A 19,569-nucleotide genomic window follows, 5' to 3' on the forward strand; every position below is an offset into this window, starting at 1 on the left:
GGCTGCTCCGGCGAAAGCAACGATGGAGCCGGCCCCTTTCCATACCTGCGCAGAAGAAGCATAGGTCAGGAATGGAATAGGTATCGAAAGATAACCCTTCTTTATTTCCTTTTTTCGGCTTAAAATAGAAGTGAGTAATCACTTTTTTTGAAGGAGATGAAGCCTCCATGGATCATCCAACGCTTCCAGCCGCCGACCTGCGGCAGATTACCCGCCGCCTGGGCAATCGTGAAGTGCTGAGGAACCTCAGCCTGCAGATTCCTCGCGGCCGGCTGACCGGACTGCTCGGCCCGTCGGGCTCCGGGAAGACAACGCTTGTCAAGCTGCTGGCCGGCATCGACAAGGCCGATGAAGGCGAAGTGACCGTTCTTGGCCGGAGCATGCCAGCCTTGCCCGTGCTGCAGCGCATCGGGTATATGGCGCAGTCGGACGCTCTCTATGCCGATCTGACCGCCAAGGACAATCTGGTCTTCTTCGGGAAGCTCTACGGGCTGCGCGGAAGCCGATTGCAGGAAAGGATCGCCGCCGTAATGGCGCTCGTCGCCCTGGACGATCATCTCCACAAGAGCGTCGCAGCCTATTCCGGAGGCATGAAGCGGCGGCTGTCGCTGGCCATCTCGCTGCTGCACGAGCCGGAGCTGCTGCTGCTCGACGAGCCGACGGTCGGCATCGACCCCGTGCTGCGCCAATCCATCTGGCGGGAGCTGCTGCAGCTGCGCGACGGCGGCACGACGATTCTGATGACGACTCACGTCATGGACGAAGCCGAGAAATGCGACTCCATCGCCTTCATCCGCAGCGGCGAGCTGACCGCCGCCGGATCTCCGCGCGAGCTGATGGAGCGCAGCGGCGCCTCCAGCATCGAGCAGGCGTTCATCGCCATGGGAGAGGGTGTCACCGCATGAGGACGCGCGCTCTCGCCTACCGCATCATCCGCCAGTTCCTGCGCGACAAGCGCACGCTCGCGCTGCTGTTCCTGGCGCCGCTGCTCGTGCTGACGCTCATGCATTTCGTCTTCGGCGGCGCCTCCCCGGCCCCTTCCATCGGCCTCGTCACCGTCCCGGGGACTTCGCAGGAGACCGTGTCCCAACAGCTTCGTCAGGCCGGTGCGACCATCCGCGGCTATGGAGACTCCAAGTCGGGAGAGACCGCTCTGGAGCATGGGGATATCGACGCTCTGCTGGATCTGGGAGGCGCCGCGCCGCGCATCGCGCTGGAGGGAACCGATCCTGCCGTATCCAAGGCGTCGCTCGGGCTTCTCCAACAAGCTCTTTCCCCCGGCGCCGCGGCATCCGGGAGCATGGACGGCAAGCTGCAGGTGGACTACCTGCACGGCTCCGCAAGCCTAAGCTCCTTCGACGCCTTCGGCCCCGTGCTCGTCGGCCTGTTCGGGTTCTTCTTCGTCTTCCTGCTGGCCGGCGTTTCCTTCCTGCGCGAGCGGACGACCGGGACGCTGGAGCGGCTGCTGGCCGCGCCGATCCGCAGATGGGAAGTCGTCGCCGGCTATCTGGGCGGATTCGGCTTGTTCACTCTGCTTCAAGCCGCCCTCATCGCCTGGTACTCCACGTCGGTGCTTGGCTTGTATATGGAGGGCTCCTTCTGGCTGCTCATGCTCGTGAACCTGCTGCTGGCGCTGACGGCGCTCACTCTCGGCACGCTCCTCTCCACTTATGCGGGCAACGAGTTCCAGATCATTCAATTCATCCCCCTCGTCATCGTGCCGCAAGTGTTCTTCTCCGGCCTCTTCAACCTCGATGCCATGAATGAATGGCTGAGGCATATCCGCCTCGTCATGCCCCTCTATTACGGCGCCGACGCGCTGAAGGGCGTCATGCTGAGGGGAGAAGGGCTTGCCTCCATATGGCCTGATCTCGCCGTGCTGTTCGGCTTCTCCCTGTTGTTCGCCCTGCTCAATGTGCTGGCGCTCAAGAAGCAGCGCTCCATTTAAACGAGCCTGCCGGCTGTGTTACGATGGACGCCATAAGGAGTTGGCAATGATGAACGATGAGAGAGAACCATGGCTGGAGGAGCTGCTGCAGGGCGGCGAAGGCAAGATGACCGACAAGCAGGCGCGCATCATCGCCGCCGCAGCGGATCTGTTCGCCGAGAAAGGGTATGCCTCCTCCTCCACGAGCGAGATCGCCTCCAGGGCGGGCGTTGCCGAAGGAACGATATTCCGCCACTACAAGACGAAGAAGGACCTGCTGCTGACGATTGCGAAGCCGGCGATCATCAAGCTGCTGGCCCCCTTTCTGCTGCGGGAATTCAAGGACGTGCTCCATGCCCGCTACGGCGCCTACGAGGAGTTCCTCCGGGCAATGGCTACGAACCGGCTGCAGTTCATTTCCCAGAACAAGCGGCTGTTCAAGGTGCTGCTCCAGGAGCTGCCCTTCCACCCCGAGCTTCAGCAGCAGGCCAGGGAAACGCTGATGCCGCTCGTCCTTCCCCAGCTGCTGTCGGTCATTCGGAAGTTCCAGGACGAGGGCAGCCTCGCCCCGCTGCCGCCCTTGACCGTTCTCCGGCTTACCGCCTCCGGCATCATGGGCTATATCCTCGCCCATCTGGTCGCCGCCGATCGGAACGCCGACGGCTGGGACGAGACGGCCGAGCTCGAAGCGACGATCGCGTTTCTGGCGAAGGGGCTCGCACCCTGACAAGTCCGTCCAGAGGGGAAGGAAGCGGCGCTTCACCCCTCAGGCGGGAAGCCTTCGAAATCGAGGCGGGGTCCCCGTCAGCCCGGCTTCCGACTGATTATGCCCGCCCGCCCGAGGCGGGCTTTTTGGCGAGGCTCCGCTGCCTTGATTAACCGGCCGCCTCCGAAGGTTAATGATGCGGAAACGACAAGCAGAAGGGTGATTTCCGCACGATGGAGCGCAACCATACGATGATGCAGTTTTTTGAATGGCATGTACCCGCCGACGGCCGCCATTGGCAGCGGCTCAAGGAAAGGTCCGCCGAGCTTAAGGCAGCCGGCATTGATGCCGTCTGGATCCCTCCCGCCACCAAAGCCTCCTCTCCGGAGGACAACGGCTACAGCATCTACGACCTGTACGATCTGGGCGAATTCGACCAGAAGGGCGCTGTCCGCACGAAATACGGGACGAAGGCGGAGCTGCTCGAAGCTATTCAGGCCTGCAAGCTGGAAGGCATCGCCGTCTATGCGGATCTCGTCATGAACCATAAGGCCGGCGCGGACGAGAAGGAGAAGTTCAAGGTGGTCGAAGTCGAAGGCGACAACCGCCAGGAGGAGATATCCGATGCCCGTAACATCGAGGGATGGACGAGATTCACGTTCCCCGGACGCGGCGGCAAGTACTCGGACTTCACCTGGAACTTCAACCATTTCAATGGAACCGACTTCGACGCCAAGCGGGACGAGACCGGCGTATACCGCATCCTCGGCGAGAACAAGGACTGGAACGAGAATGTCGACGACCAGTTCGGCAACTACGACTACCTGATGTTCGCCAACATCGATTACAACAACCCTGAGGTCAGGGAAGAAATGATCAAATGGGGCAAATGGCTGGTCAAGGAAACGGGCGTGGACGGCTTCCGGCTGGACGCGATCAAGCATATCGACCATACGTTCATCCGTGATTTCGCCCATGCCGTCCGGGAGGACCAGGACGGTCCGTTCTACATCGTCGGCGAGTTCTGGAACAGCATTCCGGAGGACTGCTTCGCTTATCTGGATGCGGTGGAGAGCAGCGTCGACCTGTTCGACGCCCCCCTTCATTACCGGTTCAAGGAAGCGGCCCAGGCCGGTCAAGGCTTCGACCTGCGCACGATCTTCGACGGCTCCATCGTCAAGGAACGCCCTCTGGAGGCGGTGACGCTCGTCGACAACCATGACACCCAGCCGGGGGAAGCGCTGGAATCGTGGGTGGACGACTGGTTCAAGCAGAGCGCATATGCGCTTATCCTGCTCCGCAAGGACGGCTATCCGGTCGTTTTCTACGGAGATTATTACGGCATCGGCGGAGAGGCTCCGGTGGAAGGCAAGAAGATGGCCATCGACCCGCTGCTGTACGCCCGCTATCACCGCGCTTACGGCGATCAGGACGACTACTTCGACGATCCGAATGTGATCGGATGGGTGCGCAGGGGCGTGCAGGAATTCGAGCGCTCCGGATGCGCGGTCGTGGTCTGCAACAAGGAGGAATGCTCCAAGCGGATGTTCGTCGGCGAGGAACGCTCCGGCCAGGTGTGGGTCGATCTTACCAATACCCGCGCGGAGCGGATCGTCATCGGCGAGGACGGATTCGCTGATTTCCCGGTAAATGGCGGCAGCGTCTCGGTATGGGCGCTGCCCGAGTTCGACGTAGAGCCTGAGGGCGGCGAATAGGACGCCCCGCAGATCATTTGCGTTTGCAGACCGGCTTGCCTGCAAAGAAGAAGAAGAGCAGGAGCAGCGTCTCAAAGCCTGAGCCTGCAGCCTGTCCCCCAAAAAAGGAGAGCTGTGACCATGAATGTAATCGACTCCCTGGAAATGACCCGTTCGGAGCTTGTGGAAGAGGTCCATGCCATACCCGTTGATCTGCTGACGCAGAAGCCCGCTGGAGGCGGCTGGTCCGTCATGGAGATCCTCGAGCATCTGTCGCTGCTGGAGGCGCGCATCGTCAAGGGCATCGAGGCCTCGCTGCTGGCCCCGGAACGCGCCGATCTCCGCCCTGCCCCGCTGGAGCTCGTCAAGGACCGCTCCCGCAAGCTTCAAGCTCCAAGCCAGGCCGAGCCTTCCGGGCGCTACCATACGCTCGCAGATGCGCTGGAGGCTCTCCATGGCGCGCGGCAGCGCACGCTCGAAGCTCTGGCTTCGTCGATAGGCACCGACGCCATGGACAGCCACGGCTTCGACCACCCTGCGTTCGGGCCGATGAGCGCCAAGCAATGGGTGGAGCTGATTCCTCTCCATGAAGCGCGCCACCTGGATCAGATCCGGGAGGTTGCCGCAGGCCTGAAGAGCGGAAGCTGACCGACATCACTTGCCGAAGCTTGCTGGAATTAGATAGACCGTATCCCGCCTAAGGCGGATACGGTCTTTTTTGCGCGCATGCTCCTATGGCATTCGCCGAAGCAAAAAACCGCCTCCCGCCGAAAAGAGCGGCAAAGGCGGCATTTCCTTTCGCTTCGTCTGGATAAAGCATTATTTACCCCCTGCTAGGAATATTTTTCCCCCTATTGCTTTCACGTTAAATGCCTTATTGTGGTAGCAAGAGACCTTCCAATGTCTCCCACTTTATCGCAAAGGAGGCCTGTCGCCGACCCGGAGGAACCCCGTTCCCGCCACGGATCAGACAGAAGGAACTTCATTTATCCATCTTACAGGAGGCATGATTAATGAGTGTACGAATGAATGACAGCCGCATGTTCATCTGGAAGCTGGCAGCCGCTTTCGCGTTGATGCTGCTGGCCCTCGCCTGCGCCAAAGCCTTTGCCGGAAGCGCCTCCGCGCATGGCTATATCGATTCCCCGTCCAGCCGCTCCAAGCTGTGCAGCACCGGCGTCAACACCGGCTGCGGCGCGATTCAGTACGAGCCTCAGAGTCTTGAGGCCAAAGGCAACTTCCCGACAGGCGGCCCGGCCGACGGCCAAATTACGGGCGCAGGCGCCTTCCCGGAGATGAATGTGCAATCCGCGACGCGCTGGAGCAAAGTCAACCTGAGCGGCGGCACGAACACGTTCACGTGGAAGCTGACGGCCCGCCATGCCACGGCCGAATGGAAATACTACATCACCAAAAAAGGCTGGGATCCGAACAAGGCGATCGCCCGCGCGGATCTGGAGCAGTTCTGCTACATCAAGGATACAGGCAAGCAGCCTGAAGCCACCGTCACGCATACTTGCAGCGTGCCGACCGACCGCAGCGGCTACTACGTCATCCTCGGCGTCTGGGAAATCGCGGACACCGGCAACGCCTTCTACCAAGCCATCGACGTCAACCTGACGAACGGCGGCGGCACGCCGGTCGACACGACAGCTCCATCTGTCCCGGGCAACCTGCGCTCCACGACGGTATCTTCCACGAGCGTAGGCCTCGCCTGGAACTCCTCCTCCGACAATGTCGGCGTTACCGGCTACAAAGTCTATCGCGGCACGACGCTGCTGGCCACCGTGTCCGGCTCCACGACGACCTACACGGCAACCGGCCTGACGGCCGGCACCGCCTACAGCTTCACGGTCCAGGCCGTTGACGCCGCAGGCAACGCCAGCGCTTCCAGCGCCCCCCTGAACGTCACGACGCCGACGGGCTCCACGCCGGACACGACGGCTCCGACCGTGCCTGGCGGCCTTCATATCCATACCTTCGACGCCTCCAGCATCTCGCTCATGTGGAGCGCTTCGACGGATAACGTAGGCGTCACCGGCTACCGCATCTACAACGGCTCCACCCTGGTCGCCACCGTCTCCGGTACGACGCTCGAGTACAAGGTGAGCGGCCTCAGCGCCGGCACCTCCTACACTCTGAGCGTGCAGGCTGTCGATGCGGCCGGCAACGTCAGCCCGTCGGCGACCGTTGCCGGCAAGACTTCCGACTCCACGACGCCGCCGACCGGCCCTCAAGCCTGGGCCGCTGGCGTCGCCTATAAAATAGGCGATCTCGTCACTTACGGCGGCAAGACGTATTCCTGCCGCCAGAACCACACCTCCCTGACAGGTTGGGAGCCGCCATCGACGCCGGCCCTGTGGCTGCTGCAAACCTGACGAGGCTTCCGATCCAAAAAAGGAGAATAGCGAAGAGCCCCTGCCTCCGGCAGGGGCTTTTTCGGCCTATAACCAGCTATTCGGAAAAGGAATATCAAGACAGGTATTCGAAGTGCTAAACTAGGTAAAAGACTAGCAAGCGCGGCACAAGGAGGCCCTTCATGAGTACCCCCACCCTTAAGGACAAGCTGCTGAGCCGGCAGAGCGGCATCATCACCTACGGCATGACCCCGCCCAAAAATACGCATCCGGCGGAGAAGGTGAGGGAAATCGCCGACAAGCAGATCGAGCGTCTGCAGGGCATCGGCCTCGACGGCCTCGTGCTGTACGACGTCCAGGACGAAGCCCAGCGCACCGACAAGGACCGGCCCTTCCCCTATCTGGCCTCGCTTGATCCGACCGCCTATTATCGGGACTATCTCCAGCAGGAGCTCGGCCTTCCGGCTGTCATCTACCACTGCGTCGCCGGCGGGAGCCGAAGCGAGCTGGAGGAATGGATTCACCAGAACCGCGACGAGCAGCGTTATTCGGTGTTCGTCGGCGCCTCGTCGAGCAGGCAGCAGGTGCAGGTCAAGCTGCCCGAAGCCTATCGTCTGGGCACCAGCTTGAACGAGAAGCTGATGCTCGGCGGCGTCGTCATCCCGGAACGGCACCGGGGCAAGGGAGACGAGCATCTGCGCGCGCTCCACAAGCAGGAGTCCGGCTGCGCCTTCTTCATCTCCCAGGCGACCTACGACGTGGAGGCGTCCAAAAGCTTTCTGTCCGACTACTACTACCACTGCCGCGACAACGGCATCGGCATGGCGCCGATTCTGTTCAATCTGGCGCCATGCGGCTCCGCGAAAACGCTGGAGTTCATGAAGTGGCTCGGCATCAGCATCCCCAAGTGGCTCGAGAACGAGCTGATTCATTCCCACGATATTCTGGACAAATCGGTCCAGCTCTCGCGGGAGACCTTCCGCGAGCTGTATCAGTTCGGCCTGGAGAAGGGCATCCCGATCGGCTGCAGCATCGAGAGCGTATCGACCCGCAAGGTCGAGATCGAAGCTTCCATTCAGCTGGTGAAGGACATCCAATCCGATATGAGACGCTGAAGCCCTGCCTCAGGCAGAAGGCAGCTGGCGGGTTTGCAGGACGAAGAGCGCCTCGGCGCTCTTTTTTGCATTGTGCCGTCCGCGCCCATTGACAGCGACGCCCTACCCCATTATATTCGTTGTACATACAAAATTGAAAGGAGATGGTTGATCCATGGATACCAATCCTCAAGCTCAACAGGGACCGGATGACGGCTTCCTGGATACATGCCTGTTCTTCACCGCCAACCGTCTCGGACGCGCCATCACCCGAATGGCGGAGGAGGAATTTGCGCCGACCGGACTGACGCCCATGTACGGCTATGTCATCCGCCTCGTCAATGGATCGCCGGGCATCTCGCAGAAGGAGCTGGCCTCCAAGCTCTCCATCGCGCCCTCCACTCTGACCCGCTTCATCGACAAGCTGGAGATTCGGCGGCTTGCCGAGCGCCGTGTCGACGGCAAAACCGTCCGCGTCTATCCGACGCCCAAAGGACTGGAGCTTGGCGATACGATCGTCGAGGCTTCCCGCAGCCTTCGCATCCGCTACGAGGAGCTGCTCGGACCCGAGATGGCCCGCAAGCTGTCGGAAGATTTGAAGACCGCCAGCGGAACGCTGGAATAACCGCCCTTAAATCCGGACTTCGCCAAGCTGCAAGACTTGCGGAGATTCGTTTTCATATATTGTATGTACAACTAAAATTAAAGGCGGTCTGATTCTTGAACCTCAATCCTCCGCAAGCAAAGCCGCTCCATTACGGCTGGTTCGTGCTGGCCGTCACATTCGTCACGCTGCTTGTGTCCGCAGGCGTCCGCTCCATGCCGAGCCTGTTCATGCTCCCCTTCCAGAACGAATTCGGCTGGAGCAGGGGCAGCATCTCGGGCGTCGTCTCCATCGGAATCCTGCTCTACGGACTGGCCGGCCCCTTCTCGGCCGCCCTCCTGCTCCGATTCGGCATCAAGCGTGTCGTTGGGCTCTCTCTGGCCGCTCTCGCCGCAAGCCTGGCTCTGACTCCGTTCATCACCCGCCTATGGCAATTCGAGCTGCTGTGGGGCGTCCTGTCCGGCCTCAGCACCGGCATGATGGCCAATGTGCTCGGGGTGACCGTCGCCAGCCGGTGGTTCGTCAAGCGCCGCGGACTCGTCGTCGGCATGCTGACCGCCAGCGCCGCCACCGGCCAGCTGCTGTTCCTGCCGCTGCTGGCGAAGATCACCGTCGGCTCCGGATGGAGAACGGCGGTGCTTGCGGCGGTCGCGGCGGTCATTGCCGTCCTGCTGCTCGTCGCCCTGTTCATGAAAGACCATCCTCATCAGGCTGGTCTCGCCCCTTACGGATCCGACGACACATCGCCGCCAGAACCGTTCCGCGGCAATGTGTTCCTCGGCCCGCTGCAGGCGCTGCGCGATGCGGCCCGGACGCCGGTGTTCTGGCTGCTCTCCGGCACCTTTTTCTTCTGCGGGTTCTCGACCAACGGCCTGATCGGCACCCACCTCATTCCCGCCTGCGGCGATGCCGGCATCGCCGCCGTGACGGCCGCCGGGCTGCTGGCGCTCATGGGCATGTTCGACCTCGTCGGGACGACCTTGTCGGGCTGGCTGTCCGACCGGTTCGACAGCCGCCGGCTGCTGTTCTGGTACTACGGGCTGCGCGGACTGTCCCTGCTCTTCCTGCCATACGCCCTCCATGCAAGCCCCGTCAACCTGCTGATCTTTTCCGTCTTCTACGGACTGGACTGGATCGCCACGGTCCCTCCCACCGTCAAGCTGGCCGCGGAGGCGTTCGGCAAAGAGAGATCCGGCATGATCTTCGGCTGGATCGTCGTCTTCCACCAGATCGGCGCTTCAACGGCCGCTTATGGCGCCGGCCTGATCCGGGATTTCATGGGCAGCTATACCGTCGCATTCGCGATGGCTGGCTTCGCCTGCCTGTTCGCGGCTCTCATGGCCGTCCGTATCCGGGCCGCCGGAACGGTTAGCGGCAGCCTGGGGGCTTGAATAGGCTTGAAAAGAGATTAAAGCACGGCCCCAGCCTGCTCCTCGCCTCTGATCCTTATTCCTGAGCCTCCGCCTCCCTATAGTCGGCCTTGCGGACGGCCGGCGACCTGCTCCCCGGCCTCTGGCTCCAAGGCGGGAGCCTGCATAGTGGGATCACGGCAAGAAAGCCCGGCTGCGGATGACCTTCATCCATAGCCGGGCTTTCGGATTATGCGCGCGCTTCTGCCGCCGGCATCGTCAGCTCGAACGGTCCGGCCGCGAGCTCGACGCCGTTGACCAGCACCTTCAGGGCATGGACGCCCGGGTAGTAGCGGCGGGTCGTGATCGGCTTCAAGGCATGATGCCGGGCGACGGCGGAGATTCCCGGCGGGTAGCTGCGCTCCGACAGCTTGAACCGCTTGCCCGAGAGGCTGCCGCTTGCCTTGACGAAGCCGATCTCATATTCGATTCGCAGCGGCACGGAATATTCTCCCCGATTGTGCACTTCAAAGGAAAATTCAAGCTCGCCCCCGAACTCTACCGACGGCGTCAGGATGCGGAACCGCTCCACGCCGGCATCGGCCGCGGCCGGATAGCCGAACAGCGCCAGCGCCTCCGGCAATCCCTGCTTGAGCAAGGTGCGGCAGCCGTGCTTCAGGATCCAGTCCGTCCGGGCCGAGCTTCCGATCTCGCGGACAGCCAGCTCCAGCACCCGCTGCGGGTGGTCTTTGGCGATATCGTTGAGATTGTTGGCAACGCTGCGCCTGACATATTCGCTGGCATCGTCCAGCATTGTCTCCAGCAGGCTGAGCACAGGCTCGGGATTCCGGACGAACACGGGCAGCCTCGTCCCCCAAGGAAGCCGCGGGCGGCAGCCTTCGCTTGCGAGCCTCCTGACATGCTCGTCGGGGCTTTTGGACCAGAGCGCGAGCCGCTCCATGACGGCCTCCGGGCGGCGTTGCAGGAACGGACGAATCGCGAATTCCGATGTCGAATACCGGCTGATCTCGGCCAATGCCGCGAGGGAGGCCGGCTCATGCTCCGGCTTCTCCATGCCTCTAAGCTCGATGAAATCGGGAAAGAAGATATATTCGACGCCACGGAACTCTTTCGCCGCCTGACATAAGAGATGCAGAGCCATTTCGTACGATTCCGGCAGCGTGTCCCGCAGCGCGAGCGTGACGAGCCTCATCCTTTCCTTGAACGGAGCCTCCCCCCAGGGGTCGCGGTGAACCAGGTCCATGAACCGTCCCGCCGGAAAGGCCGGCTCCAGCTTGCGGAGCGTATCCGCGACGGCTTCAAGCTTCTCATCGGTGTACAAATTGCGCAGCGGCTCCATCGTTCGGCTTCACAACTCCTCTAGGTTTAATAAAGACCGCTCAGCTCCCATTGCAGGAGACTGATAGGCAAAATCCGGCTTGAAATCCCGCATGCGCTCCAGCATGCCGGGCAGTGCGGCTTCAAACTGCGAATGGCGGCTGCCATTGGCGCCCGACGGATGCGGAAAGCCCCAGAGCACTTGAGCTTCGGAAAGCCATCCGTCTGCGGCAAGCAGCCGCAGCGCCTCCTCGACGGCGCGGCCGAGGGGAATGATCAGAGGCTTGTGCATCGAGCTCAGCTCGGTCCCCATATGGCCAATCATGATCTCGGCCAGCAGCGGGCTTCGTCTCAGCGGCGGACGATGGCCCGAGTAATTCGCCCCGTCCATGAATACCGGACAAGGCAGCACCGATGTCGTATGGACCAAGCGGTGATCCAGCAGGGCAAACGGCTCCCCTGCCGGAAAATGCAGGTGTGCCTGCCCGGCAGAATTCTGCTCCTTCATTCCATCCGCAGCCTCATGCCCGTCAAGGCCGGCCGGAGAACCAGCAAGCCCGTCGGAGGCTGGCGAATGCTTGCCAGCCGGTTCACGAGCCGCGCTCTCCGCCGCTTCCCATTCCGCCAGCTTGCCGGGAAGGCCGAGCCGCTCCAGCATGGCCAGCAAGTCGCGCCGCATCGATCCGGCGAATCTCGCTTCCCGCTTGGCCATCAGACAAGCCCCGGGGGCATCCCGGCCATCGATCAAGGCGCGGCGCATCGTCCGAAGCGAGATTTCCATCTGCCTCCAGCCGGGAGTGAGTCCGGCAATCAGAACTTTCGCCCGGCTGCTTGCGATTTCATTATGGGGAGCGTAATATTCCTGCAGTCTCCCCGAGCTCTTCAGCAGCAAGCCGGGGACAAGCAGCTCGCCGCGCTCGTACCGGTCCCGCTCCGGCAACGACGCCATCACTTCCGCCGCACGGACGAACGCTTCCGGGCGGCGCAGGCGATCCAGCCCTTGCAGCCCATAACCGCCAAGCTCAGCCATGGCCGAGCCTTGAGCGGGCCAGCTCCATCGGCTGCTGCCTTCTCCGCCGCAATCCGCTCTCTGCAGCGGGCTGCTGCCGCGATACCGTTCCCATCCGGCATGGTCCATTCCCGCCATTTTTCTTCTCCCCGCTTTTCCTCATGCCGATCTTCTTCCCATTATACCCATGCAATGCTGACAGCTTGTTGTCAGGAAACAAAAAATTCATCAACGAAGCATCGCCTCAAGCGTTAGACGCCGAAATCCGGCTAGTGGAGCGGAAATGCAAAAAAACCGGGCTGCCCGCCCGGCCGATTGCCGAAAACCTTGCTCCGTCAGGAGCTCTTCCGCTTCCCCAGTCCCCGTTCTTCCATTTTCCCGCCGGGCAAAAGCCCGCCTGCGCGAGCGGAAGAATCCGAATCGGACGTGCCGGATTGACCCACTCCGCCCATCGCATCGATGAACAGCTTGGCATACTCCGGGTCCCACTGGGTGCCGCTGCCTTCCTCCAGAATCCGGAGCGCACGGTCGATCGGCATCCCGCGCCTGTAAGGACGGTCGGAAGTCATCGCATCGAAGGCGTCGGCCACGGCGATGATTCTGCCCATCATCGGAATATCCATCCCGCTCAGGCCGTCCGGGTACCCTTGGCCGTCATAGCGTTCATGATGGGATCGGACGCCGGGCAGGAAGGCGGCCATCGCCTCGGCAGGCTCGATCTGCCTCAGGATGTTCTCGCCCATAACGGTATGGAGCTTGATCTGGTCGAACTCCTCGTCGGTCAGGCGGCCTTCCTTGAGCAGCACGCTGTCCCGGACCCCGATCTTGCCGATATCATGCAGGAGAGCGGTCTTGTGCAGCGCATCTAGCGTCCATGCATTCAGGCCGGCGGAGCGTCCGATCATGAGCGCGTACCCCGCCACCCGGTCGGAATGGCCCGCCGTATAGGTATCACGGGCATCGAGCGCGGCGGCAAGCGTCGAGAAGTAGCTCTGCAGCAGCTGCTCGTTCATCTTGGCGCGCTCCTCCAGGCTGCGGATCATATCGTTGAACCCGTCGACGAGCCGGGAGAATTCATCCGAGTACAGATCCGGAACGGTAGCGCCCAGATCGCCTCGGCGGACCTGCTGCATCGTCCCGTACAGCTCCTCGATCGGCTGCTTGATGTTGCGACCGAGCAGCCAGGCGGCAAAGGAAGCGAAGCCCAGGCTGACGATCAGGACGAATCCCGACCAGCCCCAATCCTGATTGTGATGGCCGCTGCCGTGGACAGTCTGGCGGATCTGCGTGGAGAGCAGGAACAGGATGACGGGCAGCGTTCCGATGACGAATACGCTCAGTTGGAATTTCTGCTGGATCGGCACCAGCACCTTGCCTTCAAGCGACAGGCCGCTGATTCCCGCCTTGACGGCACAGTCGCGGATTTGCACAAGCACCGGCCTTACCGCTTGGACCGTCAGGAAAAATTCCACGAGCGCATGCAGGCAGGCGACGAGAAACGAAGCGATCGCGGCAATGCTCAGGAAGTAGGGCTTGAGGGTAAGCCAGCCGAATTCCACGCTGATGGAGGCCAAGATGAGAGCGGGTACTATGAAGCCGAACAAATGCGGCCCTATGATTCGCAACACGGCGAGCATCGGCAGGCGGTGGGCTCTCAGATAAGCTGCGCGGATCTCCGTTTCACTGAACTGATCCGCCATGAACAGCTTGCGGATCGGCTTCAGATGGCTGCGGAACACAAGTCCCTCCAACGATCCCATGATCAGCAAGGATACGAGCAGCACGGCGGTCACAACGGCCAGCTGCTCGCCCTCGACGCCGAGCGTAATCCATATGACAGCTCCTCCTACACCCAAAACGGCCAGGAGAGAGCCAGCCCAATAATTGCGGATAAGATTCCGTTGAAAATGACGGTAGCTGCTGGACAACATGAAGACCTCGATTCCGTGCGCCTTGCCTCGGAGCACCTTACATGAGCGAAGAGGGTCCCAGCCTCAGTGCCGGACCTATTGCTCTCCTTATTATCGCCCGTAGAGTTGTATTTTGTTAGATTTTGGCGAAATTAATGATTGTTTGTCGAATAATAGCCTTTTCTTGCTTATTTTCCTAATAAGCGCCAAAGACGGCACCAGGAGCGCAGCCTCGGCTGACGCTGCACCCGGTCGACTTCCGCATAAGTCGTCAGCTCGATGCCGGCATCCCGGATCGCATAACGGAAGTCGGCATCCTGCGGAAGCAGGAATTCCCACTCCCGTTTTTCCCAGGAAGGTATGATGGCGGCCATCGCCGGATCGGGCACGGCGGGATGGATATACGTCTCGACAATGCCTTCCGGCAGGGCGTACAGCTTGCGAATCATCATCTCCTTGAAGGAATCGTACGTCTCTCCGGGCTCCGCATGATAGGAATGGCTGACCAGATAGTCGGGAACGGGAACATTCAAGGCATCCGCCAGCACGAGGACCTTATCCAATATTCCTTGGGCTCCCGGTATCGAAGCCAGGAACTGATCCCGCTCCCAGATCCGGCGGAACAACCGGTACGGCAGCCTTCTCCGCGAGCATTCCCGCAGCGCCATCGGGAGAAAGCTTCTGCCCGTAGCGAGGCCGAACAGACTGCCCATGTGATTGTCCGCATGGGAGACCGGGATGCCCGCCTCCCGGATCGCATCGAACTGCGCCCTCATCTCCGTGCGAAGCTCGCGCGCATCGACGCGGCGTTCGAACGCCTCCACGGTGAGATGCAAGTACCCTTCCGCGTCCTGCAGAGACCTGCCTCCGGTGAGGCTGCCCCATCTGTACCCGGGAAATTCGCTCGTGAAGGTCAGATGGGCCCCGATATTGACGGCGCCGGTCCGCCTGCACCATGCCGCCGCCTCGGAAAATGCAGGGGCAGGCGCCATGATTGTGGCCGAAGAGACAAGCTTCTCCTCCAGCAGGCAAATGATCGCTTCGTTGGCGGCCCGGCTTTGGCCGAAGTCGTCGCAGTTAAGAATCAGCTTTTTGCTCCCCATGCCGCTTCTCCTCCCGGTACAGCAATGATATCGCCAGCGATACGGCCATGAGGCCGAGCGGCACGAGACTGATCAGCCAGCGGAAGGCCTGCTCCGGATCCGGTCCCGGGTCATGGCCGCTGACATAGCCGAACATGCGGCCTACAATCCAGAAAGCCACAGCGGATATGAGCCCGCTGGAACGGTTGATGAACCCTCCGACTGCGGTATAGACCCCCTCCCGCCGCCGCCCGGTGCGCTCCGCATCCTGATCGATGATATGCCCGTTCAGCACCGCCGGAGTCACCAGAAATCCGGCCAGACCGAAGCCGATCGAGATTCCCGCCGCGATCCCCGTCCCCAGGCTTCCCGCGAACCAGAGCGGAATCGCCGTGACTCCGTACACGGCAAGCGACAGCCGCCAGCTGCGCAAGCCGCCGAGACGCCGGGCAATGAGATACCAGACCGCGACCAGCGGAATGACGGAAACGAATACGGAGGCAAGCAGAATGGAAACCTGGCTCTCCGGAATATGCAGGGCATACTTGGCATAAAACGGAATCATGGAGCTGAGCAGCCCGTTCACCGTTTGGGCGAACGAATTCGCCAGATGGAAAATCCAGAAGTTGCGGTTGCGCAGCGTTTCGCGGAAAGCTTGCCGCAGCGGCAGCGGAGACGGGACGCGGGCTGCGGGGGCTCTCCTGCAGATGCTTCAGAAAGACGAGCATGCATAGAAGGAAGAGAGCGGCGTATGCGACAGACATGCCGCTGAAGCCGACCGCTTTGAACAGCAGCGGCGTGGCCGCCGTGCCGATCAGGATGGCCAGCATCTGGAAGCTCTGCTGGACGGCGGAGGCTTTGGCCCGGAGCGCGGCTCCGGCGAACAGCTCGGGAAGGAGGGAGCCGTAATTGACCCAAAGGACGGATGAAGCGCTCTCGAACAAAATCAGCACGATCAGAAACCACCAGAACAGCTCTCCGGCAGCCGAGGCTCCGGACAGCCCGGGCGGGACGGAGAACATCAGCACGAACAGGATGGCGAATGCGGGGAGTCCTCCATAGAGCCAGGGCTTGCGCCGGCCTCGGGGAGACCGGGTCCGGTCGGACCAGTAGCCGAGAAGCGGCTGGTTGACCGCATCCCATACGAGATAGACCGATCGGGCCAGCGTCGCAAGACCGATGCCGAGCCCCAGCTTCTCCACGTAGTAATAACTGTAGAACGACGTGAAAGCCTGGCTGGGCACCATGATGGCGAACATTCCTAGCGCGTACATAAAGGTGGAATTCACGCGTTTGGACGACATGATTCACACTCCCGGCTGATGGAATTGCGGCAGCTCCGCAGCGGCTCCCGATGCTCTATATTACTTCACGGTCTTCCAGAAAAATCCTTCCATAAGTTTATTATAATCATTATAAAAAAGTATTGACTATCAAATTAGAAACGTATAAAGTTTATGGCAACAGAATGAACTCATACATGGGCGCTTATGCCGAAAAATTCGAGCCGAAGGAAGGGGAGCTTGCGATGAACAGACTTACGACGAACCAGGGTGTCCCGATCGGAGACAACCAGAATTCCAGAACTGCCGGACAGAACGGCCCGACGCTGCTGGAGGATTACCAGCTGCTGGAGAAGCTGGCCCATTTCGACCGGGAACGCGTGCCTGAGCGCGTCGTCCATGCCCGCGGCGCAGGCGCGCATGGCGTATTCCGCACGGCGGCCAGCATGAAGCGCTGGACCAAGGCGGCGTTCCTGCAGGATGCCGGAACCGAGACGCCGGTCTTCGTCCGCTTCTCCACCGTCATCCACGGCCAGCATTCCCCCGAGACGCTGCGCGATCCTCGCGGCTTCGCCGTCAAGTTCTATACGACGGAGGGGAACTACGATTTTGTCGGCAACAACCTGCCGGTCTTCTTCATCCGCGACGCGATGAAGTTCCCGGACATGGTCCACTCCCTGAAGCCGGATCCAAGCACGAACCTGCAGACAGCCGACCGCTACTGGGATTTCATGTCGCTGACTCCCGAGTCCACCAACATGCTGGTGCATTTGTTCTCCGACGAAGGCATTCCCGCGAACTACCGCGAGATGCGCGGCTCCAGCGTCCATGCGTTCAAATGGGTGAACGAGCATGGCAACCGCGTGTACACCAAGCTGCGGTGGGTGCCGAAGCAAGGCGTGCGCAGCCTCAGCGCCGAGCAGGCGTCGGAGATTCAGGGCCGCGACTTCAACCACGCCACGCGCGACCTTATCGACGCCATTAACCGCGGCGACTTCCCGGAATGGGATCTGTTCGTCCAGATCCTCGATCCGGCCGATCTCGATTCCTTCGACTTCGATCCGCTCGATCCGACCAAGGATTGGTTCGAGGAGGATATCCCTTACGTGCATGTCGGCACGATGGAGCTGAACCGCAATCCCGACAACGTCTTTGCCGAAACGGAGCAGGTCGGCTTCAATCCCGGCGTCGTCGTCCCGGGCATCGAGCCGTCCGAGGACAAACTGCTCCAAGGACGCCTCTTCTCCTACTCCGATACGCAGCGTTACCGGATCGGACCGAACTACTTGCAGCTGCCGGTCAACTGCCCGTTCGCCCAGGTGAGCAACAACCAGCGTGACGGCGCCATGCAGCACGGCAAGTTCAGCGGCTCCGTCAATTATGAGCCGAGCCGCCACCTCGACGCGCCTCAGCCGGATCCGGCCTATGCCGAAGCTGCCGCTCCTCTCGAAGCCGGAGCTGCCGCAGGACGCCAGCGCATCGCCAAGACCAACGACTTCGGCCAGGCCGGCCAAGTGTTCCGCCGCTACTCCCCGGCCGAGCAGGATGCGCTTGTCCGCAACCTGTCCGCCGATCTCGCCTCCGTCGAGGCGTCCACACAGCTGCGCGCGATCTGCAACTTCTTCCGCGCCGATGCCGAGCTCGGCAAGCGGCTGTCCGCGGAGCTGGGCGTCGATCTCACTCCTTATCTCCAGCATCTGGGCTGATTCGGCCTCCTGTCTCCCTCCGCCACCCGGCGGGAGACAGCGCCTTGGACATAGATAGCCTATTTCCCCAACACCTCGGAACGGTATAAAGGGCAGCCGCCAGTCTTGAACAGGACTGGCGGCTGCCCTTTTTTTCGATGAACAAGAGGAATCCGTTCTTCTGGAGTGCAGAATGGAAGCCCGACATTTGAGCCTCATGCAGCATGGAACCGGCTTGCTTGCGACAGCTTGAAGCATCCTCCAGCAACATTCGATGTTGTTCATCGATCGAGCGGGGCTGAGACGAGCGGCCGCCATGGAAGCATCTTCTGAATCCAAGCGGCGGCATCAAGCGTATAAGGGGAAACCAATGTCCGCCGCCCGAGGCGGGACTCCCGAAAGGAAGTGCGCTTTTTTGGAAGCCTGGATTACGGAGGTCATGGACAAGTTCGGCTACGCCGGCGTCGCGCTGCTGATCGCCCTCGAGAACCTGTTCCCTCCGATTCCCTCCGAGGTCATTCTTACGTTCGGAGGATTCATGACGACACAGACCAGCCTCACCGTGACAGGGGTGGTCATCGCCGCCACGATCGGCTCCGTCTCCGGAGCGCTGATCCTATACGGAATCGGCGCCTGGCTCCATGCCGAGCGGCTGGAGCGGATCGTCGAACGGTACGGCCGCTGGCTGCGCCTCAAGCCGGAGGATGTGCGCAAGGCCGACCGCTGGTTCGACCGCTATGGCCCATGGGCGGTGCTGCTCTGCCGGCTCGTGCCGCTCGTGCGCAGCCTGATCTCGATTCCGGCCGGCATGTCGGGCATGAATCTGCCCCTGTTCCTGCTGTATACGACGATCGGCTCGCTCATCTGGAATATCGTGCTTGTAAGCGTCGGCGCATCCGTCGGAGCTTCCTGGGAATCGGTCGTCGGGTTCATGGACGTCTTCTCCAACGTCGTTTATGGACTGCTCGCCGCAGGCGCCGCCGCAGCCGTCTATTTGTTCTACCGCAGCCGGAGCAGGAGCAGGAGCCGCCGCTGACGACGCTGCATCGCCAAAAAAAGCAGGAGGGGCCTCGCCCCCTCCTGCTTTTTTGCCGTCAAGTCCTCGTCCTGCTAACTCCATCATGCTTCCGAAGCCTTCAGCCCGGCTCTCTCCGCGCCGATTCGTCTCAGCGTACGCCGGCGGTATGCCATACTCCATAAGGCTCCAAGTCCAAGCCCGCCATATAGGAGCAGGCCGGATACGGCCAAAAAAGTCTCGACGCTCAGAACGAAAACCAGCCCTGTCCTCAGCAGGCTTTCCGACAGCAGCAGCCCTCCCCAGAACACGGTCGACACCCGCGAGGCCCGGCGGTATTCCGCAAGCTCCCATCTCTGCTCCATCGCTGCGGCATCCTCCGCCGGCACGAACCTCGCCGCCAGCCGGTAGACGAGCGGACGCCGTCCTGCCAGAGACAGCAGGAAAGCGGCTCCGGCAGCTCCCGTGACCAGCGACTCGCGCAGCAGCACGGCCCGCTCGCCGCCTCCGGCCAGC

16 protein-coding genes and 1 pseudogene are annotated in these 19,569 nt (G+C 61.6%); 11 read left to right on the top strand and 6 right to left on the bottom strand.

Translation table 11 applies throughout. From position 1 onward, the window contains the following. Nucleotides 1-167 precede the first annotated feature (167 nt). The 9 genes from BN871_RS07555 (at nt 168) to BN871_RS07595 (ending at nt 9,773) form a co-directional block, all read left to right on the top strand. Nucleotides 168-905, top strand: a complete 738-nt coding sequence (locus tag BN871_RS07555; RefSeq protein ID WP_048745224.1) for an ABC transporter ATP-binding protein — start codon at nt 168-170, stop codon at nt 903-905. After that, the gene (locus tag BN871_RS07560) at nt 902-1,948 is read left to right on the top strand and encodes an ABC transporter permease (RefSeq protein ID WP_048745225.1); all 1,047 of its coding nucleotides are present in this window, start codon (nt 902-904) and stop codon (nt 1,946-1,948) included. The genes BN871_RS07555 and BN871_RS07560 overlap by 4 nt, the downstream gene beginning before the upstream one ends. A gap of 46 nt (nt 1,949-1,994) precedes the next feature. Then, nucleotides 1,995-2,654 carry a TetR/AcrR family transcriptional regulator gene (locus BN871_RS07565; protein WP_232312890.1) on the top strand — a complete coding sequence of 220 codons (660 nt, stop codon included), beginning with the start codon at nt 1,995-1,997 and terminating at the stop codon, nt 2,652-2,654. A 212-nt stretch (nt 2,655-2,866) separates the two neighbouring features. Continuing rightward, nucleotides 2,867-4,348 carry an alpha-amylase gene (locus tag BN871_RS07570; protein ID WP_021879036.1) on the top strand — a complete coding sequence of 494 codons (1,482 nt, stop codon included), beginning with the start codon at nt 2,867-2,869 and terminating at the stop codon, nt 4,346-4,348. A gap of 120 nt (nt 4,349-4,468) precedes the next feature. Beyond that, nucleotides 4,469-4,975 carry a DinB family protein gene (locus BN871_RS07575; RefSeq protein ID WP_048745227.1) on the top strand — a complete coding sequence of 169 codons (507 nt, stop codon included), beginning with the start codon at nt 4,469-4,471 and terminating at the stop codon, nt 4,973-4,975. A 365-nt stretch (nt 4,976-5,340) separates the two neighbouring features. Next, the gene (locus BN871_RS07580) at nt 5,341-6,705 is read left to right on the top strand and encodes a lytic polysaccharide monooxygenase (protein WP_053086952.1); all 1,365 of its coding nucleotides are present in this window, start codon (nt 5,341-5,343) and stop codon (nt 6,703-6,705) included. Between the two features lie 161 nt (nt 6,706-6,866). Continuing rightward, complete coding sequence (locus BN871_RS07585; protein WP_021879033.1) at nt 6,867-7,799, top strand: methylenetetrahydrofolate reductase; 933 nt, start codon at nt 6,867-6,869, stop codon at nt 7,797-7,799. 154 nt (nt 7,800-7,953) lie between these two features. Continuing rightward, nucleotides 7,954-8,403 (top strand): MarR family winged helix-turn-helix transcriptional regulator, encoded by a 450-nt coding sequence (locus BN871_RS07590; RefSeq protein ID WP_021879032.1) that lies wholly within the window; start codon nt 7,954-7,956, stop codon nt 8,401-8,403. A gap of 95 nt (nt 8,404-8,498) precedes the next feature. Continuing rightward, complete coding sequence (locus BN871_RS07595) at nt 8,499-9,773, top strand: MFS transporter (RefSeq protein WP_021879031.1); 1,275 nt, start codon at nt 8,499-8,501, stop codon at nt 9,771-9,773. 208 nt (nt 9,774-9,981) lie between these two features. On the opposite strand, the gene BN871_RS07600 is transcribed toward BN871_RS07595, so the two are convergent. The 5 genes and pseudogenes from BN871_RS07600 to BN871_RS07620 form a co-directional block, all read right to left on the bottom strand. Continuing rightward, nucleotides 9,982-11,091, bottom strand: coding sequence for a DNA alkylation repair protein (locus BN871_RS07600; RefSeq protein ID WP_048745228.1), 1,110 nt, complete (start codon nt 11,089-11,091; stop codon nt 9,982-9,984). A gap of 9 nt (nt 11,092-11,100) precedes the next feature. After that, nucleotides 11,101-12,216, bottom strand: a complete 1,116-nt coding sequence (locus tag BN871_RS07605; protein WP_048745229.1) for a hypothetical protein — start codon at nt 12,214-12,216, stop codon at nt 11,101-11,103. 197 nt (nt 12,217-12,413) lie between these two features. Then, on the bottom strand, nt 12,414-14,009 hold the full coding sequence (locus BN871_RS07610; protein WP_083436308.1) for an HD domain-containing phosphohydrolase: 1,596 nt from the start codon (nt 14,007-14,009) through the stop codon (nt 12,414-12,416). A 167-nt stretch (nt 14,010-14,176) separates the two neighbouring features. Then, nucleotides 14,177-15,091 carry a polysaccharide deacetylase family protein gene (locus BN871_RS07615; protein ID WP_021879026.1) on the bottom strand — a complete coding sequence of 305 codons (915 nt, stop codon included), beginning with the start codon at nt 15,089-15,091 and terminating at the stop codon, nt 14,177-14,179. Further along, nucleotides 15,066-16,374, bottom strand: a pseudogene (locus BN871_RS07620) (MFS transporter). Before BN871_RS07620 ends, BN871_RS07615 begins: the two are co-directional and overlap by 26 nt. Before the next feature lie 224 nt (nt 16,375-16,598). Here BN871_RS07620 and BN871_RS07625 point away from each other — a divergent pair. Further along, nucleotides 16,599-18,059 carry a catalase gene (locus BN871_RS07625; RefSeq protein WP_048745242.1) on the top strand — a complete coding sequence of 487 codons (1,461 nt, stop codon included), beginning with the start codon at nt 16,599-16,601 and terminating at the stop codon, nt 18,057-18,059. Between the two features lie 394 nt (nt 18,060-18,453). Next, nucleotides 18,454-19,074: a DedA family protein gene (locus BN871_RS07630; protein WP_048745230.1), complete on the top strand. Its 621-nt coding sequence runs from the start codon at nt 18,454-18,456 to the stop codon at nt 19,072-19,074. Nucleotides 19,075-19,157: 83 nt separating this feature from the next. Here the strand turns inward: BN871_RS07630 and BN871_RS28275 are convergent. Next, nucleotides 19,158-19,569: VC0807 family protein (locus BN871_RS28275; protein WP_048745231.1), on the bottom strand; the 412-nt coding region annotated here is incomplete at its 5' end.

It is taken from the genome of Paenibacillus sp. P22 (assembly GCF_000469945.2).
GTDB lineage: Bacteria > Bacillota > Bacilli > Paenibacillales > Paenibacillaceae > Paenibacillus_O > Paenibacillus_O humicus.